Here is a 15,349-nt window from a genome sequence, read left to right as displayed (position 1 = left end):
CCAGAATCCGCCTTGACAGGGTATCAACCTTCTGACAGGTTTTCACAGCCAAATCGATTTCAATTTGGTCTTTGGGAGGAGAAAATGAAGTTTCGTTTCACAGCGGCCGCTGTCGCGGCTGCGCTTATCGGCGCGTCGGTACCGTCTTATGCCGCCGAGATCAGCATTTCAGCGAGCTCTACCGGCAAAAACCTCGATCTGCTCCGTAAGCAGCTCGATGCCTTCGGGAAGGCCACCGGCAATACCGTTAAGATCGTCACCATGCCGTCCTCATCCACGGAACAGTTTTCGCAGTATCGGCTCTGGCTCGCAGCCGGCAACACAGATGTCGACGTCTACCAGACGGATGTTATCTGGGCCCCGCAGTTGGCAGACCAGTTCGTCGATCTGAAGGATGCCACCAAGGACGTCGTCGGCGACTTTTTCCCGGCGATCGTTGCCTCCCAGACCGTGAACGGCCGCCTGGTCGCAATGCCGCTTTACACGGACGCGCCGGCTCTCTTCTACCGCAAGGATCTTCTTGAAAAATACGGCAAACAGCCGCCGAAGACCTGGGACGAGATGGAGGCAACCGCCAAGGAAATCCAGGAAAAGGAACGCGCCGCCGGTAAGAAGGACCTGTGGGGCTATGTCTTCCAGGGCAATGCCTATGAAGGCCTGACCTGCGATGCACTGGAATGGGTCAAGTCCTCGGGCGGCGGCCAGATCATCGAGACCGACGGCACGATTTCAATCAATAACGAGAAGGCTGCGGCAGCACTCAATCGCGCCAAGGGCTGGATCGGCACGATTTCGCCGAGCGGCGTGCTTGCCTATCAGGAAGAAGAATCCCGCGGCGTCTGGCAGACCGGCAACTCCGTCTTCATGCGTAACTGGCCCTACGCCTATGCGCTGGGCAACGGCGCCGACAGCCCGGTCAAAGGGAAGTTTGACGTGACGACGCTTCCCGTTGCCGCAGAAGGCGACAAGCCCTCCTCGACGCTTGGCGGCTGGAACCTCGCCGTCTCGAAATATTCGAAGAACCCGGATGCGGCGATCGAACTCGTCAAGTTCCTGACCTCGAAGGATAGCCAGAAGCAGCGCGCTATCGAGCTTTCAAACCTGCCGACCCAGTCGGCTCTGTATGACGACAAGGATATTGCCGCCGCGCAGCCTTTCATGCCGAACTGGAAGCCGATCTTCGAGAACGCCGTGCCGCGGCCGTCGGCTGTTGCCAAGGTCAAGTATAACGAGGTTTCCGCCAAGTTCTGGACTGCCGTCCACAATACGCTCTCCGGAAGCGGGACAGCTGAAGAAAACCTAGAGCTTCTCGAAGCCGATCTGACGACGCTGCAAGGCAGCGGCTGGTAACCGATCGAGGCGGCAGCGTCGGATTTCCCGCCGCTGCCGCTTCCGATAACGCCGTCGTCGATTGTCTCATGAAGCGGATATTCCATGAGTGAAGTTGCAGTCTCCCAAAATCTGAGCACGGGCGCGCGCGCAAAAGCGATCTCTTCGGATCTGAGCGCAGAACGCGTCCGGTCCGCCTGGATCTTTCTGGCTCCGACCCTGTTGATCCTTGCCATCGTTGCCGGCTGGCCACTGTTCCGCACCATATATTTCAGCTTCACCAACGCGTCGCTGACGAACCTAGGCGATGCCAAGTTCGTCGGCTTCGACAACTATCTTTCCTGGGTCACTCTGAAGAGCGGCCGCACGATCTATAGAGGACTGCTGGCAGATCCCGCCTGGTGGGGTGCGGTCTGGAACACGGCAAAATTCACGCTGTTGTCGGTGACGATCGAAACCGCGCTCGGCCTCATCGTCGCTCTTGTGTTGAACGCACAATTCGTTGGCCGCGGCATCGTGCGCGCCGCCATCCTCATCCCCTGGGCGATCCCGACCATCGTTTCCGCCAAGATGTGGGCCTGGATGCTCAACGACCAGTTCGGCATCCTCAACGACATGTTTCTCGGCCTCGGGCTCATCAGTCAGAAAATCGCTTGGACGGCGGATCCCAATACCGCGATGATTGCCGTGCTGATCGTCGACGTCTGGAAGACGACGCCGTTCATGGCCTTGTTGATCCTCGCAGCCCTGCAAATGGTTCCAGCCGACATCTACGAGGCTGCCAAGATCGACGGCATCAATCCCGTCAAAGTCTTCTGGCGTCTGACCCTGCCGCTGATACGTCCGGCCATCATGGTTGCAGTAATCTTCCGCATGCTCGATGCCATGCGCATCTTCGACCTCATCTACGTGCTGACACCGAACAACGCCCAGACCAAGACCATGTCGGTGATGGCGCGCGAGAACCTCTTCGATTTCGACAAGTTCGCCTATGGCGCGACCGCCTCCACCGTTCTGTTTCTCATCATCGCCTCGGTCACCGTGCTCTACATATGGCTCGGCCGCGTCAAACTCGGGGGGCGCGAACACTGATGCTGCTCACAGCCACCAAGAATACCCTGTTCTATCTGCTGGTCGCCGTCATCGTCGTCATCGCAGTCTTCCCGTTCTACTATGCGATCCTGACGAGCTTCAAAGCCGGCACCGCCCTTTTCGAGGTCACCTACTGGCCAAGTTCGATCTCGCTGGAAAACTATGCAGGCGTGCTGACGACGGGCAGCTTCATCCGCAGCCTCGGCAATTCGCTGCTCATTGCCTGCCTCGTGGTTGCCGCCTCTCTGCTGCTCGCCGTGACCGCATCCTACGCACTTGCCCGCGTGCATTTCCGGGGCCGAGCGCTCCTGATGCTGACCATCCTGTCCGTCTCGATGTTTCCGCAGATCGCCGTCCTGGCGGGGCTTTTCGAGCTCATCCGCTGGATCGGCATCTTCAATACCCCCTTCGCATTGATCTTCTCCTACATGATCTTCACGCTGCCTTTCACGGTCTGGGTGCTGACGACCTTCATGCGGGATCTGCCGATCGAGATCGAAGAGGCGGCCATCGTGGATGGCGCCTCCCCCTGGGTCATCATCACGCAGGTGTTCATGCCACTGATGTGGCCAGCGCTCGTCACCACCGGCCTGCTCGCCTTCATCACAGCCTGGAATGAATTTCTGTTCGCCCTGACCTTCACCTCGTCGGATGCGCAACGGACGGTGCCGGTGGCGATCGCTCTGCTTTCGGGCGGCAGTCAGTTCGAAATCCCCTGGGGCAATATCATGGCGGCATCGGTCATCGTTACCGTGCCCGTCGTCATCCTTGTCCTTATTTTTCAACGCCGGATCATTTCCGGGCTGACGGCCGGCGGCGTCAAAGGCTGAGGAAAGCGCGACATGGCACAGATTAGACTCGATAATATCCGCAAGAGCTTCGGCGCGTTTGAGGTCATCAAGGGCGTCAGCATGGACATTCGCAAGGGCGAATTCATGGTCTTCGTCGGCCCGTCCGGCTGCGGCAAGTCCACCTTGCTGCGCCTGATCTCGGGACTTGAGGACATAACGTCAGGCACGCTCTCCTTCGATGGCGAGCCGGTCAATCGCCTTTCACCATCGAAGCGCGGCATCGCGATGGTCTTTCAGTCCTATGCGCTCTATCCGCATATGTCGGTCTACGAGAACATGGCCTTCGGCATGAAGCTCTCCGGCCGGACCAGGGAAGAATGCAAGGCGCGCGTCGAACAGGCGGCCGGCATGCTGCAGCTCTCACTCTATCTGGAGCGGCTGCCGCGCCAGCTTTCGGGCGGTCAGCGCCAGCGCGTCGCCATCGGCCGCGCGATCGTTCGTGACCCGAAGGTCTTCCTCTTCGATGAGCCATTGTCGAACCTCGATGCTGCATTGCGCGTTGCCACAAGGTTGGAGATCGCCAAGCTTCACCGCGGCATGCATGACACGACGATGATCTACGTCACCCATGATCAGGTCGAGGCCATGACCTTGGCCGACCGGATCTGTGTCTTGCGCGATGGCGTTGTCGAACAGGTCGGAACACCGATCGAACTCTACGAGACCCCGAATTCGATCTTCGTTGCCGGTTTCATCGGCTCGCCGAAGATGAACTTTCTCTCCGGTCCGTTTGCAGCACCCTATAATGCCCACACGATCGGGGTCAGGGCCGAACATATCGAATTCGCCGATCAGGCCCCAGCGTGGACCGGTACCGTCATCCATTCCGAAATCCTCGGCTCGGACAGTTTCGTCTACCTCGACATCGGTTCCGCGGAGCCGCTCATCGTTCGAGAGACCGGCGTGTCCAGCCATCAGCCCGGCCAACAATTGGGCGTATCGCCGCTCAACGGCCGCATTCACCGCTTCGACCAATCCGGACGCGCGCTCGAAAGGGTTCCTTTCAAGGGCGCTGCCTGAACAACCCATCAAACCAACAGGATCTGACCGCCTCCCATCGGTTCCGGTCCGCTACTTGCTGTAAAGGAGCATAGTCATGGCCATTCGCACCGTCGTATGGGGAGAGAACATCCATGAGACAACCAATGAGATCGTCCGGGGCATCTACCCTGAAGGCATGCACACGACCATCGCCAAGGCGCTGAACACCGATCCGGCGATTTCGGCAACGACCGCGACACTGCAGGAGCCCGAGCATGGCCTCACCGAAGCCCGGCTTGCCGAGACCGATGTTCTGACCTGGTGGGGTCACAAGGACCATGGCGCTGTCTCCGACGTCGTCGTCGAGCGCGTCGCCAAGCGGGTCTGGGAAGGCATGGGCCTCCTGGTGCTGCATTCCGGTCATTTCTCGAAGATCTTCAAGCGGCTGATGGGCACTCCCTGCGCACTCAAGTGGCGCGAGGCGGGCGAGCGCGAGCGGCTGTGGACGATCAACCAGCGCCATCCGATTGCAGCCGGTATCGGCGAGCATTTCGAACTGGAAAACGAGGAAATGTACGGCGAGCAGTTTTCCGTGCCGGAGCCGCTGGAGACGGTGTTCATCTCCTGGTTCCAGGGCGGCGAAGTCTTCCGCTCGGGCCTGACCTGGCGGCGTGGTGCCGGCAACATTTTCTATTTCCGTCCGGGTCACGAAACCTACCCGACCTATCACGATGCAACCGTGCAGAAGGTGCTGATCAACGGCGTGAAGTGGGCCTATAACCCGCAAGGCGATCTGAAGAGCATCACCGATGCTCCAAATGTGCCGGTAGAAAAAGCACTGGAGCCGATCGTCGAACGCGGCCCGAGACTGCATCAGGCCGGCGAAGCCGGTTACCGCTGAGGAGAATAGAAATGCGTCTACTCGTTCTTGGTACGGGCACGATGGCCAAAAACCAGGTTGCCAACTTCCTCGCCATCGACGGTGTCGAGGTGGTCGGCGCCGTCGATACGGATCGGGCGCGGCTCGATGAGTTCGCCGATCATTTCAACATCGAAAAACGCTTCAGCACGCTCGACGAGGCGATCGCCTGGGGCGAATTCGATGCAGCCACAAACGTCACGCCTGACCGCATCCACCACGCGACAAGCCTCGCGCTGATCGCCGCCGGCAAGCACGTCTTTTGCGAGAAGCCGCTGGCGGAAAACTATGCGCATGCCTTGGAAATGACAGAAGCCGCGGAAGCGGCCGGCGTCATCAACATGGTGAACCTTACCTATCGCAATGTCGCACCGCTGCAGCGCGCCCGCGAGATGGTACTGGCCGGCGAACTCGGCACTATTCGTCATGTGGAAGCGTCCTATCTGCAGAGCTGGCTGGTATCTCGCGCCTGGGGCGACTGGCGCACGGAATCGCGCTGGCTCTGGCGTTTGTCTACCGGCCACGGATCGAACGGCGTGCTCGGGGATGTCGGCATCCATATCCTGGATTTTGCCGCCTATGGTGCGGCGACTGACATCGATCACGTCTTTGCGCGGCTGAAGACCTTCAACAAGGCACCCGGCGGGCAGATTGGCGAGTACATGCTCGATGCCAATGACAGCTTCACCATGTCGGTCGATTTCACCAATGGCGCGCTCGGAGTCATCCATGCGACCCGCTGGGCGACCGGGCATCTGAACGAGCTGAAGCTGCGCATCTATGGCGAAAAAGGCAGCCTCGAAGTCATCCACCGCCCGGATGGTTCGGATCTTCGCGGCTGCTTCGGCGACGACATTGAAAGCGCCACCTGGCGTGATATCGAGGTGCCGGCAGTGCTGACCAATTATCAGCGCTTTGCAGAAGCCGTCAGGACCGGCAAGCAGGACGATCCCACCTTCCGCCACGCCGCCAATCTGCAGAAGGTCATCGATCTCGCGATCGTATCGGAGAAAGAACGCCGGGAGCTCAATCTGCTGGCCTCTGACACGCAGCAAGCCACGGCTGACCAGGAACCGGGAGGCAAGGCGGACGATCAGGGGCCGGTGCTGGCACTCGTCGTCTGACGGGTTGGAAAATATCGAAGGCCCGAATGTTCGGGCCTTCCTTGAGCCGACTGAGCTCGCTCTGCTTACTGCTCAACCGGCAGCTAGGCAGCCCTACCAGCCGCGCTCACGCCCCGATAGGCAATGAGATCCTCGATGGTGATCAAGTGAAGGCCGTGCCGCTCGGCAAACTGCTCAAGCTCCGGCAGACGCGCCATCGTGCCATCATCATTGGCCACTTCACAGATGACACCCGAGGGTGACAGGCCAGCCAGCCTTGCGAGGTCCACAGCCGCCTCCGTATGGCCCGGACGCGAAAGCACGCCGTTCGCATGCGCACGCAGCGGGAAGATATGACCGGGCCGCGCAAAATCCTCAGGGCGGGAATCCTCGCCGATGAGCGCGCGAACGGTTGCGGCGCGGTCAGCGGCTGAAATACCGGTTGTCGTTTCAGGGATATAGTCAACCGAGACGGTGAACGCCGTCTTCAGGAGTTCGGTATTGTTGGGGACCATCTGCGGGATCTGCAGTTCGTCCAACCGCTCACCTTCCATGGCCACGCAGATGAGGCCACGGGCATAATTCATCATGAAGGCGATTGCCTGCGGGGTGATCGCTTCGGATGCAATGACGAGGTCGCCCTCGTTTTCCCGATCGCGGTCGTCGACGACAACCACGATCTCGCCCCGCGCAATCGCGGCGATCGCATCTTCTATCTTGGAAATTGCCATTTCTCTGCCTTTCAAGGGTTAGCCGCGTGAGCGGCATTCATGGCCTGTCAAAAGCCACCATTATCCCTTGGGCGAACAAGCATATGAAACGCCGCATGCCGAGCGGCGTCCTCTGCGTTGCTCTCTTCCATCCGGACTGTGACCGTCGGCTCCGGCATCTCACCGGATCTGCTGACCCTTCGCTTTCACGAAGGCGCTCGCGGGCTCCGAGTTGCCTCGATACCGCCGGTGGGGAATTGCACCCCGCCCTGAGAACACTGCTTATGTAAATGACGAATGGCTTGTTCTGCAAGAGGTTGGGTACAGATCACGTCGCGAGAATTGCCTCTCGGTGATGAAAGCACCGTTTCCTATTGTCGAACAGCGCTAGGACATGATCAGCCCGCCATCGACATTGATGGTCTGGCCGGTGATATAGGCCGCGTCATCGCTTGCAAGAAAAGTGACAAGGCCGGCGACATCTTCGCCCGATCCGGCACGCTTCATCGGGATGCCTTCGACCCATTCTTTCATGAGTTCGCCGGGTGCGTAGTTGCCGAGCAGTTTGCCCCATGCCTGGTCATTATAGGCCCACATGTCGGTTTCGATTATGCCCGGGCAGAAGGCGTTGACGGTGATGCCGTCGGTCGCGACTTCCTTGGCAAGGCTTTGGGTGATGCCGACGACGCCCATCTTCGAGGCAGCATAATGCGGCGTATAGATGAAGCCATCGCGTGCCTGGCCGGAAGCCGTGTTGATGATACGTCCGCCGCGACCATGTTTGCGCATGCGAGCGATCGCTTCCTGGGCACAGAGGAACACGCCCTTGGTATTGACCGCCATGACCTTGTCCCACTCGCCCTCGGTCATGTCCTCGATGCGGGCGATGGTGATGACACCGGCATTCTGGATTGAGACGTCGACAGCGCCGAAGGCCTCCTCAGCGGCGTCATAGAGAGCTTTGACGCTTGCCTTGTCGGTAACGTCGCCAACAAAGGAGATCGCCTTTCCGCCGTCGGCCTTGATCTGCTCGGCAACGCCATGCACACTTTCCTCGTTGGCGGAGACCACGAGATTGGCGCCCTCGCGCGCGAAGCGTTTGGCAATCGCCGCACCGATACCGCGGCTTGCACCCGTAATGACCACGGTCTTGTTTTCGAAGCGTTGCATTCTCTTTATCCTTTCACTGGAGCCCGCGTGAGCGCCGTTTTGCAAACCGGCGACACTTGCCTCCTCACCAGACTTCAAACGGCTGCAGAAATGATCCCGGCAAATTCCGATGCCTTCAGCGAAGCACCGCCGACCAGCGCTCCATCCACATTGCGAAGCCCGAAAATCGCCTCGGCATTGGATGCCTTGACCGAACCGCCATAGAGGATCCTGACCGAATGGCCGTCATCGCCCAGCCGCTCTTCGAGCATCTGCCGGATCGCGGCATGGACCTCCTCAATCTGTTCGTTGGTCGGCACCAGCCCGGTTCCTATCGCCCATACGGGTTCGTAGGCGATGACGAGATTGGCGCTCGTTGCTCCCTCGGGAACGGATTCTCTCAGCTGCCCGCCAACAACTTCGATCGCTCGCCCTTCATCGCGCTCGTGCCGCGTTTCACCGACGCACACGATCGCGATCAGGCCCGCCCGACGAGCGGCAACCGCCTTTGCAAGGACAATTTCATCATCTTCGCCGTGAGACACACGGCGCTCGGAATGCCCGAGGATGACATAGCGCGCGCCGACATCGGCAAGCATTTCAGCAGAGACATCGCCGGTATGCGCACCTGACTGCTGCGCATGGCAATCCTGTGCGCCGATGGCCAGGTTCGAATCCCTGACCCGCTCCACCGCGCGATCGATCAGCGTGAGGGGCGGGCAGACGACGATATCGCACGTCGCGCTGCCCGTTAGTCCCTTCAGCGCCTCGATCTCAGCTTGGGAGGAGATGAGACCGTTCATTTTCCAATTGCCTGCGATCAGCTTGCGCATCGTATCACCAGCAGCAGAAGCCGCCGTCGACGAGCAGATCGACGCCCGTCACGAAGCTTGCAGCATTCGACAGCAAGAAGACCGCCGGACCGACCATCTCATCGACATTGGCCATGCGCTGCATCGGCGTCTGCTCTTCGAAGAGCTTGGTCTGATGTACCATCTCCGGCCGGGTGTTCATCGGCGTTGCGGTATAGCCCGGCGAAATCGTGTTGACGCGGATGCCGCGCCCGACCCACTCCATGGCGAACGACTTCGACATATGGATCACGCCCGCTTTCGAGGCATTGTAATGGGCCTGGCTCAAACCGCGATTGACGATTACGCCCGACATGGAGGCGATGTTGACGATAGCCCCGCGGCCATTCTTCAACATCGCCCGCGCTTCAGCCTGGCAGGACAGGAAGACACCCTTCAGGTTGATGTCCATCAGCGTCTGGTACTGATCCTCTTCCATCTCCTCGGCGGGATTGGCATTGGCAATACCGGCGGCATTGACGGCAAGCGAGAGAGCACCGAGATCGGCTTCAGTGCGGGCGACCGCATCCGCCAGAGACGACTTGCTGGTGACATCGGCGGCAATCTCGATCGAGCGGCGGCCGGCAGCCCGGATATGGCTGGCCGTGGTGGCAAGGCCGTCATCGGTGCGGCGATCGAGAAGCGCTATATCGGCGCCGCACTGGGCAAGACCAATGGCGATCCTTTGCCCGATGCCGCTGCCGGCGCCGGTTACGATGGCGACCTGGCCGCTGAGATCGAATAGTTTTGGTGCGTTCAGAGAGATGTCGGACACCGCTCTTCCTTTCTGTCTTGCCTAGATTGTCGCGAGTTCCATGACCGAGACGTCGTTTGCCTCGTCACGCTTCAGAATGCCTGCCTGCTTGCCCTGCGCCAGCACGAGAATGCGGTTCGACACGCCGAGAACCTCCTCGAGGTCGGAGCTCACGACGATGACAGCAACACCCTGTTTGGCCAGGTTGACGATGATGTCGTAGATGCCGGCGCGGGCTCCGACATCGATGCCGCGGGTGGGCTCGTCCAGCACCACGACCTTGGGATCGCGCATCAGCCATTTGGCGATGACGACCTTCTGCTGGTTGCCGCCCGAGAGATCGGAAGCGAATTGCTCTGCGCGCCCCTTCACGCCGAATTTCGTTACCGCCTTTTCGGCGAAAACGCGTTTGACGCCCGAGGTGAGCCAGCGCCCGCCAAGCTTGTCGAGATTGGCGTAGATGATGTTCTCGCTGATCTTATGTGCAACTACGAGGCCCTGGTCCTTGCGGTCCTCGGGCACCATCACGATGCCCCTGGCGATCGCATCCGCAGGGCTGCGCAGCTTCAGCGCTTCGCCTTCCAGCCTGATCGAGCCGGCGCTGATTGGATCGGCACCGGAAATCGCCCGCACGAGCTCGGTGCGACCGGCGCCGACTAGGCCGGCGATGCCGAGGATCTCGCCGGCATGAACGTCGAAACTCACATCGCGGAAGGAATCGTCCGGCGACGTCAGGCCGGACACCTCAAGCACGGGCCTGCTCGTCGGCTCGGGAAGGGTCGGAAACATGCGATCGAGCGAGCGGCCGACCATGCTTTCGACGATCGTGCGCACCGGCGTCGCGCTGTCGGCAAATTCATGGACGCGCTCTCCATCGCGAAGCACGACGATACGGTCGGTGATCTTTTTGATCTCTTCCATGCGGTGGGATATGTAGATGATCCCGACACCCTCGGAGCGGAGCTTGCGGACCTGCTCGAACAAGGCCTCCGTCTCCGCGCCGCCAAGGGCTGCGGTCGGCTCGTCGAGGATCAGGAGTTTTGCGTTGAGCGCCAGCGCCTTGGCAATCTCGATCAGCTGCTGATTGGCGGTCGAAAGGCCGGCAACCTTTCGGGTCGCGGGAATGTGCAGGTTCAGCCGGGCAAGTTGCTCCTGAGCACGGCGGACCATCTGGGTGCGGTCGACGACGCCATTTTTCATGGGCCATCGGCCGATAAAGACATTTTCGGCGATGGAAAGATGCGGCAGAAGCTGCAGCTCCTGATGGATCAGCACGACGCCCTTGTCGATCGCCTCGCGCGGAGCGGCCGGGGCATAAGACTGCCCCAGCCATGTCATCGAGCCCTCGGAAGGTGTGCGCGATCCGGCAATGATGCCTGACAGCGTCGACTTGCCGGCGCCGTTTTCACCGAGAAGTGCCACCACCTCGCCGGGATAGACGTCCAGGTCCACATTTTTCAGAACCTGGAGTGGTCCGTAGCGCTTGGATATGCCCCTCAGGGAAAGAACCGGCTCGGTCACAGCACACCTCCTCGAGATTTCGGCTGATTAAGGATGGTTGGCGATGAAGCCTGCTACGTTTTCCTTGGTCGTCAGCGTCGCATCGAGAAGCTGAACCGGCGGAACCTTCTCGCCAGCGACAAGCTTGATAGCGTTAGCGACGGCTTCGCGGCCCATCTTCTGGGTCTGCTGCGTGGCCGTCACATCGAAGACACCCTTGCTGAGAGCTTCGAGGGCGGCAGTATCACCATCGAAACCGCCAACGACGATCTTCTGCGAAGGGTTTGCAACCTTGATTGCCTGGGCGGCACCAAGCGCCAGCGCGTCTGCCTGAGCGAAGACGATCGTGACATCCGGATTGGCCTGCAGCATGTTCTGCATGATCTGGAAGCCTTCGTCCTGGAACCAGTTGTTGGAATACTGTTCGGCAACAACCTTGACGTCCGGATTGGCCTTCAGGGATTCCGCGCAACCCTTGGAACGATCAAGCTCGGGCGTGGTGCCTTTCTGGCCGTGGATGATGACCATCTTGCCCTTGCCGCCGGCTTCCTTGAGGATGTAGTCGCAAACCGCCTTGGCGGAGGCAACGGAGTCCGTCGCCAGGAACGTGTCGCCCGGAGCACCTTCGGCATTGCGGTCGACGTTGACGACCGGGATGCCTGCCTGCTTTGCAAGCTTCACCGGAACGGTAGCCGCGGCTGCACCAGCCGGGATATAGATGAGAGCGTCGATGTTCTGGGTCAGAAGGTCCTGGATCTGGTTGACCTGCGTCGGGCCGTCGCCCTTGGCGTCGACGGTAACGACCTCGATGCCCCGCTTCTTGGCTTCGTCTTCAACCGACTGCTTGATCTGGTTGAAGAAGTTTGCCTGCAGGTTTGCGACGGCAAGGCCAAGCTTCTTGACTTCGGCCGCGTGAACGGATCCGAGGCTGAGACCAAGCAGGGCAGCAGACGCGAGCAGAGTGCGCGCAAATTTCATGTCAGTTCCTCCGTTGTTAGTGAACCCTTGGGTATCCTCCCCCTCGGGCAATAGATCCGCTCCAAACCTTTCGGAGAGGAATTTCACGCGGCCCGCATCACCTGCGGGCCTGATGTTCAGACAGCGCGCCGCTTGCGGATTGTCTCGGCGCCGACCGCGAGAACGATCACGACACCGATGATGACCTGCTGCAGGAAGGGTGAGACGTTGAGCAGGTTGAGGCCGTTGCGCAGCACACCGATGATCAGGACGCCGATCAGCGTGCCACCGATGCCGCCGGCACCGCCCGACAGTGATGTTCCGCCGATAACGACCGCTGCGATCGTGTCGAGTTCGTAGCCGAAGCCGCTGGACGGCTGGGCAGAGTCGAGACGGGCAGCAAGAACGATACCGGCAAGACCTGCAAGCGCGGCACTCGCCACGTACACAAGAATAGTCACAAGCTGGACATTGATGCCGGCAAGACGGGCAACTTCGGGATTGCCGCCGACCGCATAGAGCATGCGTCCTTCTGCGCGGAAGTGCAGGAAAATCCAGGCAGCTGCGACGACTGCCAGCATCAGGAAGACGGTTGCAGTCAGGATGCCGAAATGGCGGTCAATGGCCAGCATCATGAACCAGTCAGGAAAGCCCACGATCTGCTGGCCGTCGGTGATCATGTTTGCCACGCCGCGCGCAGCCGACATCATCGCGAGCGTCGCGATAAAGGCGGGGACCCTGAACCAGGTGACCATGATGCCGACGATAAGGCCGCTGATCATCGAGGCAATAAGCGCCGCCACGATGCCGAGGCCGAGCGGCAGACCGGCGATATTCGCCGTCCAGCCCATCACCATCATCGCGAGAGCTAGGACCGAGCCTACCGAAAGGTCGATGCCGCCGATCAGGATCACGAAGGTCATGCCGACTGCCATGATCCCGAGCACGGTGATCTGGTCGAGAATGTTCAGACCATTGCGGACGGAGAGAAATGTATCAGTGCTGAAGGTCAGGAACAGGCAGAGCAAAAGCAGTCCGATGAGCGGACCGGTTGCTCCCGTGAGCTTGCTGACCCACGTACCGGACGGCCGGCTCTGTTCATTCACGTCGATCGCCACCATCGTTCCTCCCTAAAGATCAAGGCCGGCGGCCACTATTTCCTCAAGCTAGAATATTTATTCATGCCTGCTGGAAAATTCATTAACAACTTGCTTAGATGCTGTCAACCGGCTTTTCTGCGGATACTGGAGGCTGGACAATCAACAAGGGGCTTGACTAAGCTCGCTCATATGCAAAAATATAACATAGTGAATATTTATGCACGAGAGGAAACGATGGAGCCTTCCGAACTTGAACGTGTTGCTCGCCAGATACGTCTGCGCGACCTCCAGGCCGTATACGAGGCGGGCGCTGGCCATATCGGTGGCGAGATGTCGGTGATCGATCTCCTCACAGCGCTGTATTTTCGGGTGCTGCGCGTCTGGCCCGATCAGCCCAGACATCCCGATCGCGACAGGTTCGTGCTTTCAAAGGGCCATACGGCCTGCGCGCTCTATGTCACGCTCGCCAAGCGCGGTTTCATTCCGGAAGAGGAAATCTCGACTTTCCTGAAGCCGCATTCCCGTCTGAACGGCCACCCGAACTGTAATAAGGTGCCGGGCGTCGAAACGAATACCGGCCCGCTCGGACACGGGCTGCCGGTTGCTGTCGGCATGGCCAAGGCGGCAAAACTCTCAGGTGCGAAATACCACACCTATGTCATCACCGGTGACGGCGAGATGCAGGAAGGCTCGAACTGGGAAGCCATCATGGCAGCATACCAGTTCCGCCTGGACAACCTGACCTTGATCATCGACCACAACAGGTTCCAACAGGGCGCTTCGCTCTCGGACACCAACGATGTCGCACCGCTTCGCCCCAAGCTCGAGGCCTTCGGCTGGGAGGTCAGCGAAATCAACGGCAACGACATGCACGCGATCGTGCCCGCCCTCGAGCATCGCTCCGACCGGCCCCATTGCATCGTGGCGCACACCAACAAGGGCCATGGCATCTCTTTCATGCAGGATCGCGTCGACTGGCATCACAAGGTTCCGAGCAAGGAACAGTATGAAACCGCATTGGCAGAACTGTCGGAGGCACTCTAATGAACGCGCCCGTAAACCCACCGAAGCTCTATGACTGCCGCGATGCCTTTGCGGCGACGCTCGAGCGCCTGGCCGCCGAGAATGAAACCATCGTCGCCGTCTGCAACGACTCGGTCGGTTCCTCCAAACTCGGCGGCTTCAAGTCGAAATTCCCTGATCGCCTCGTCAATGTCGGCATCGCCGAACAGAACATGGTTGGCGTCGGCGCCGGTCTCGCCAATGGCGGACGCTTGCCCTATGTCTGCGGCGCCTCTCCGTTCCTGACCGGCCGATCGCTCGAGCAGATCAAGGCCGACATTTCCTACTCCAATGCCAACGTCAAGCTCGTCGGCATTTCCTCGGGCATGGCTTACGGCGAACTCGGCCCGACCCATCATTCGATCGAGGATTTCGCCTGGACGCGCGTGCTGCCGAATCTGCCCGTGATCGCCCCTTGCGACCGCATCGAGACTGCCGCCGCGGTCGAGTGGGCCGCAAGCTATAATGGTCCCTGCTTCCTGCGCCTCTCGCGCGTCGGCGTTCCGGATCTGCTGCCTGAAGGTCACAGGTTCGAAGTCGGCAAGGCGAACCTGCTGCGCGAAGGCTCTGATGTCACGCTGATTGCCAACGGCACGCTGACCCACCGCATGATGAAGGCCGCCGAAATCCTGGCTGGGCGCGGCATCAAGGCGCGCGTGCTCAACATGGCGACGGTTCGCCCGATCGACGAGGCCGCCATCATTGCGGCGGCCAACGAGACTGGCGCGATCGTGACGGCGGAAGAGCATTCGATCTTCGGCGGCCTCGGTTCCGCCATCGCCGAAGTGGTCGTCGACAACGCGCCCGTACCGATGAAGCGTCTTGGTGTTCCCGGCATCTATGCGCCGACAGGTTCGGCCGAATTCCTCCTTGACGAATTCGGCATGGCGCCAGCGGCGATCGCCGATGCGGCCCAGGCGCTGATCAAGCGCAAATAATCTGATAGCAGGTCTATTGCACCGGGGCGCGCATCTGCCCCGGCCGTTCGTTT

General features: G+C 60.1%; 15 protein-coding genes and 1 riboswitch. Of the genes, 8 read left to right on the top strand and 7 right to left on the bottom strand.

The annotated features are described in order from the left end of the window. Nucleotides 1–84 precede the first annotated feature (84 nt). The 6 genes from LVY75_01475 to LVY75_01450 all read left to right on the top strand — a co-directional run bounded on the left by LVY75_01475 (nucleotide 85) and on the right by LVY75_01450 (nucleotide 6,296). Nucleotides 85–1,350, top strand: coding sequence for an ABC transporter substrate-binding protein (locus LVY75_01475; GenBank protein ID XAZ20663.1), 1,266 nt, complete (start codon nucleotides 85–87; stop codon nucleotides 1,348–1,350). Between the two features lie 84 nt (nucleotides 1,351–1,434). After that, complete coding sequence (locus LVY75_01470; protein ID XAZ20662.1) at nucleotides 1,435–2,421, top strand: sugar ABC transporter permease; 987 nt, start codon at nucleotides 1,435–1,437, stop codon at nucleotides 2,419–2,421. Then, nucleotides 2,421–3,251 carry a carbohydrate ABC transporter permease gene (locus LVY75_01465; GenBank protein ID XAZ20661.1) on the top strand — a complete coding sequence of 277 codons (831 nt, stop codon included), beginning with the start codon at nucleotides 2,421–2,423 and terminating at the stop codon, nucleotides 3,249–3,251. The genes LVY75_01470 and LVY75_01465 overlap by 1 nt, the downstream gene beginning before the upstream one ends. Before the next feature lie 12 nt (nucleotides 3,252–3,263). After that, on the top strand, nucleotides 3,264–4,292 hold the full coding sequence (locus tag LVY75_01460) for an ABC transporter ATP-binding protein (GenBank protein XAZ20660.1): 1,029 nt from the start codon (nucleotides 3,264–3,266) through the stop codon (nucleotides 4,290–4,292). A 76-nt stretch (nucleotides 4,293–4,368) separates the two neighbouring features. After that, nucleotides 4,369–5,154: a ThuA domain-containing protein gene (locus tag LVY75_01455; GenBank protein XAZ20659.1), complete on the top strand. Its 786-nt coding sequence runs from the start codon at nucleotides 4,369–4,371 to the stop codon at nucleotides 5,152–5,154. Between the two features lie 11 nt (nucleotides 5,155–5,165). Continuing rightward, nucleotides 5,166–6,296 (top strand): Gfo/Idh/MocA family oxidoreductase, encoded by a 1,131-nt coding sequence (locus LVY75_01450; protein XAZ20658.1) that lies wholly within the window; start codon nucleotides 5,166–5,168, stop codon nucleotides 6,294–6,296. 83 nt (nucleotides 6,297–6,379) lie between these two features. Here LVY75_01450 and ribB read toward each other — a convergent pair whose 3' ends face one another. The 7 genes from ribB to LVY75_01415 form a co-directional block, all read right to left on the bottom strand. Continuing rightward, the gene (ribB, locus tag LVY75_01445) at nucleotides 6,380–7,006 is read right to left on the bottom strand and encodes a 3,4-dihydroxy-2-butanone-4-phosphate synthase (protein ID XAZ20657.1); all 627 of its coding nucleotides are present in this window, start codon (nucleotides 7,004–7,006) and stop codon (nucleotides 6,380–6,382) included. Between the two features lie 115 nt (nucleotides 7,007–7,121). Continuing rightward, nucleotides 7,122–7,266, bottom strand: a riboswitch (FMN riboswitch). Between the two features lie 106 nt (nucleotides 7,267–7,372). After that, nucleotides 7,373–8,155, bottom strand: coding sequence for a glucose 1-dehydrogenase (locus LVY75_01440; GenBank protein XAZ20656.1), 783 nt, complete (start codon nucleotides 8,153–8,155; stop codon nucleotides 7,373–7,375). Nucleotides 8,156–8,229: 74 nt separating this feature from the next. After that, nucleotides 8,230–8,967, bottom strand: coding sequence for a triose-phosphate isomerase (gene tpiA / locus LVY75_01435; protein ID XAZ20655.1), 738 nt, complete (start codon nucleotides 8,965–8,967; stop codon nucleotides 8,230–8,232). 4 nt (nucleotides 8,968–8,971) lie between these two features. Beyond that, complete coding sequence (locus LVY75_01430; protein ID XAZ20654.1) at nucleotides 8,972–9,760, bottom strand: SDR family oxidoreductase; 789 nt, start codon at nucleotides 9,758–9,760, stop codon at nucleotides 8,972–8,974. Between the two features lie 21 nt (nucleotides 9,761–9,781). Then, nucleotides 9,782–11,260 carry a sugar ABC transporter ATP-binding protein gene (locus LVY75_01425; protein XAZ20653.1) on the bottom strand — a complete coding sequence of 493 codons (1,479 nt, stop codon included), beginning with the start codon at nucleotides 11,258–11,260 and terminating at the stop codon, nucleotides 9,782–9,784. 27 nt (nucleotides 11,261–11,287) lie between these two features. Next, on the bottom strand, nucleotides 11,288–12,217 hold the full coding sequence (locus LVY75_01420) for a sugar ABC transporter substrate-binding protein (GenBank protein ID XAZ20652.1): 930 nt from the start codon (nucleotides 12,215–12,217) through the stop codon (nucleotides 11,288–11,290). A gap of 116 nt (nucleotides 12,218–12,333) precedes the next feature. Then, entirely contained in the window at nucleotides 12,334–13,317 is a 984-nt protein-coding gene (locus LVY75_01415; GenBank protein XAZ20651.1) for an ABC transporter permease, read from the bottom strand. Nucleotides 13,318–13,530: 213 nt separating this feature from the next. Here LVY75_01415 and LVY75_01410 point away from each other — a divergent pair, with 213 nt between their 5' ends. Both LVY75_01410 and LVY75_01405 read left to right on the top strand, forming a co-directional pair. Then, nucleotides 13,531–14,340, top strand: a complete 810-nt coding sequence (locus LVY75_01410) for a transketolase (GenBank protein XAZ20650.1) — start codon at nucleotides 13,531–13,533, stop codon at nucleotides 14,338–14,340. Further along, nucleotides 14,340–15,296: a transketolase family protein gene (locus LVY75_01405; GenBank protein ID XAZ20649.1), complete on the top strand. Its 957-nt coding sequence runs from the start codon at nucleotides 14,340–14,342 to the stop codon at nucleotides 15,294–15,296. Before LVY75_01410 ends, LVY75_01405 begins: the two co-directional genes overlap by 1 nt. Nucleotides 15,297–15,349: the final 53 nt, after the last annotated feature.

Origin of the sequence: Sinorhizobium sp. B11 (genome assembly GCA_039725955.1) — a bacterium.
In the GTDB taxonomy this organism is placed as follows: domain Bacteria; phylum Pseudomonadota; class Alphaproteobacteria; order Rhizobiales; family Rhizobiaceae; genus Rhizobium.
The sequence above is the reverse complement of the archived record's forward strand: the minus strand, read 5'-3'. Positions and strand labels throughout refer to the sequence as shown.

Bases quoted from the DNA above. Each gene is read 5' to 3' on its own strand.
- LVY75_01415 (XAZ20651.1), bottom strand. From the start codon at position 13,317: ATGGTGGCGATCGACGTGAATGAACAGAGCCGGCCGTCCGGTACGTGG.
- LVY75_01470 (XAZ20662.1), top strand. From the start codon at position 1,435: ATGAGTGAAGTTGCAGTCTCCCAAAATCTGAGCACGGGCGCGCGCGCA.
- LVY75_01420 (XAZ20652.1), bottom strand. From the start codon at position 12,217: ATGAAATTTGCGCGCACTCTGCTCGCGTCTGCTGCCCTGCTTGGTCTC.
- LVY75_01455 (XAZ20659.1), top strand. From the start codon at position 4,369: ATGGCCATTCGCACCGTCGTATGGGGAGAGAACATCCATGAGACAACC.
- LVY75_01405 (XAZ20649.1), top strand. From the start codon at position 14,340: ATGAACGCGCCCGTAAACCCACCGAAGCTCTATGACTGCCGCGATGCC.
- LVY75_01410 (XAZ20650.1), top strand. From the start codon at position 13,531: ATGGAGCCTTCCGAACTTGAACGTGTTGCTCGCCAGATACGTCTGCGC.
- ribB (XAZ20657.1), bottom strand. From the start codon at position 7,006: ATGGCAATTTCCAAGATAGAAGATGCGATCGCCGCGATTGCGCGGGGC.
- LVY75_01460 (XAZ20660.1), top strand. From the start codon at position 3,264: ATGGCACAGATTAGACTCGATAATATCCGCAAGAGCTTCGGCGCGTTT.
- LVY75_01465 (XAZ20661.1), top strand. From the start codon at position 2,421: ATGCTGCTCACAGCCACCAAGAATACCCTGTTCTATCTGCTGGTCGCC.
- LVY75_01450 (XAZ20658.1), top strand. From the start codon at position 5,166: ATGCGTCTACTCGTTCTTGGTACGGGCACGATGGCCAAAAACCAGGTT.
- tpiA (XAZ20655.1), bottom strand. From the start codon at position 8,967: ATGCGCAAGCTGATCGCAGGCAATTGGAAAATGAACGGTCTCATCTCC.
- LVY75_01475 (XAZ20663.1), top strand. From the start codon at position 85: ATGAAGTTTCGTTTCACAGCGGCCGCTGTCGCGGCTGCGCTTATCGGC.
- LVY75_01440 (XAZ20656.1), bottom strand. From the start codon at position 8,155: ATGCAACGCTTCGAAAACAAGACCGTGGTCATTACGGGTGCAAGCCGC.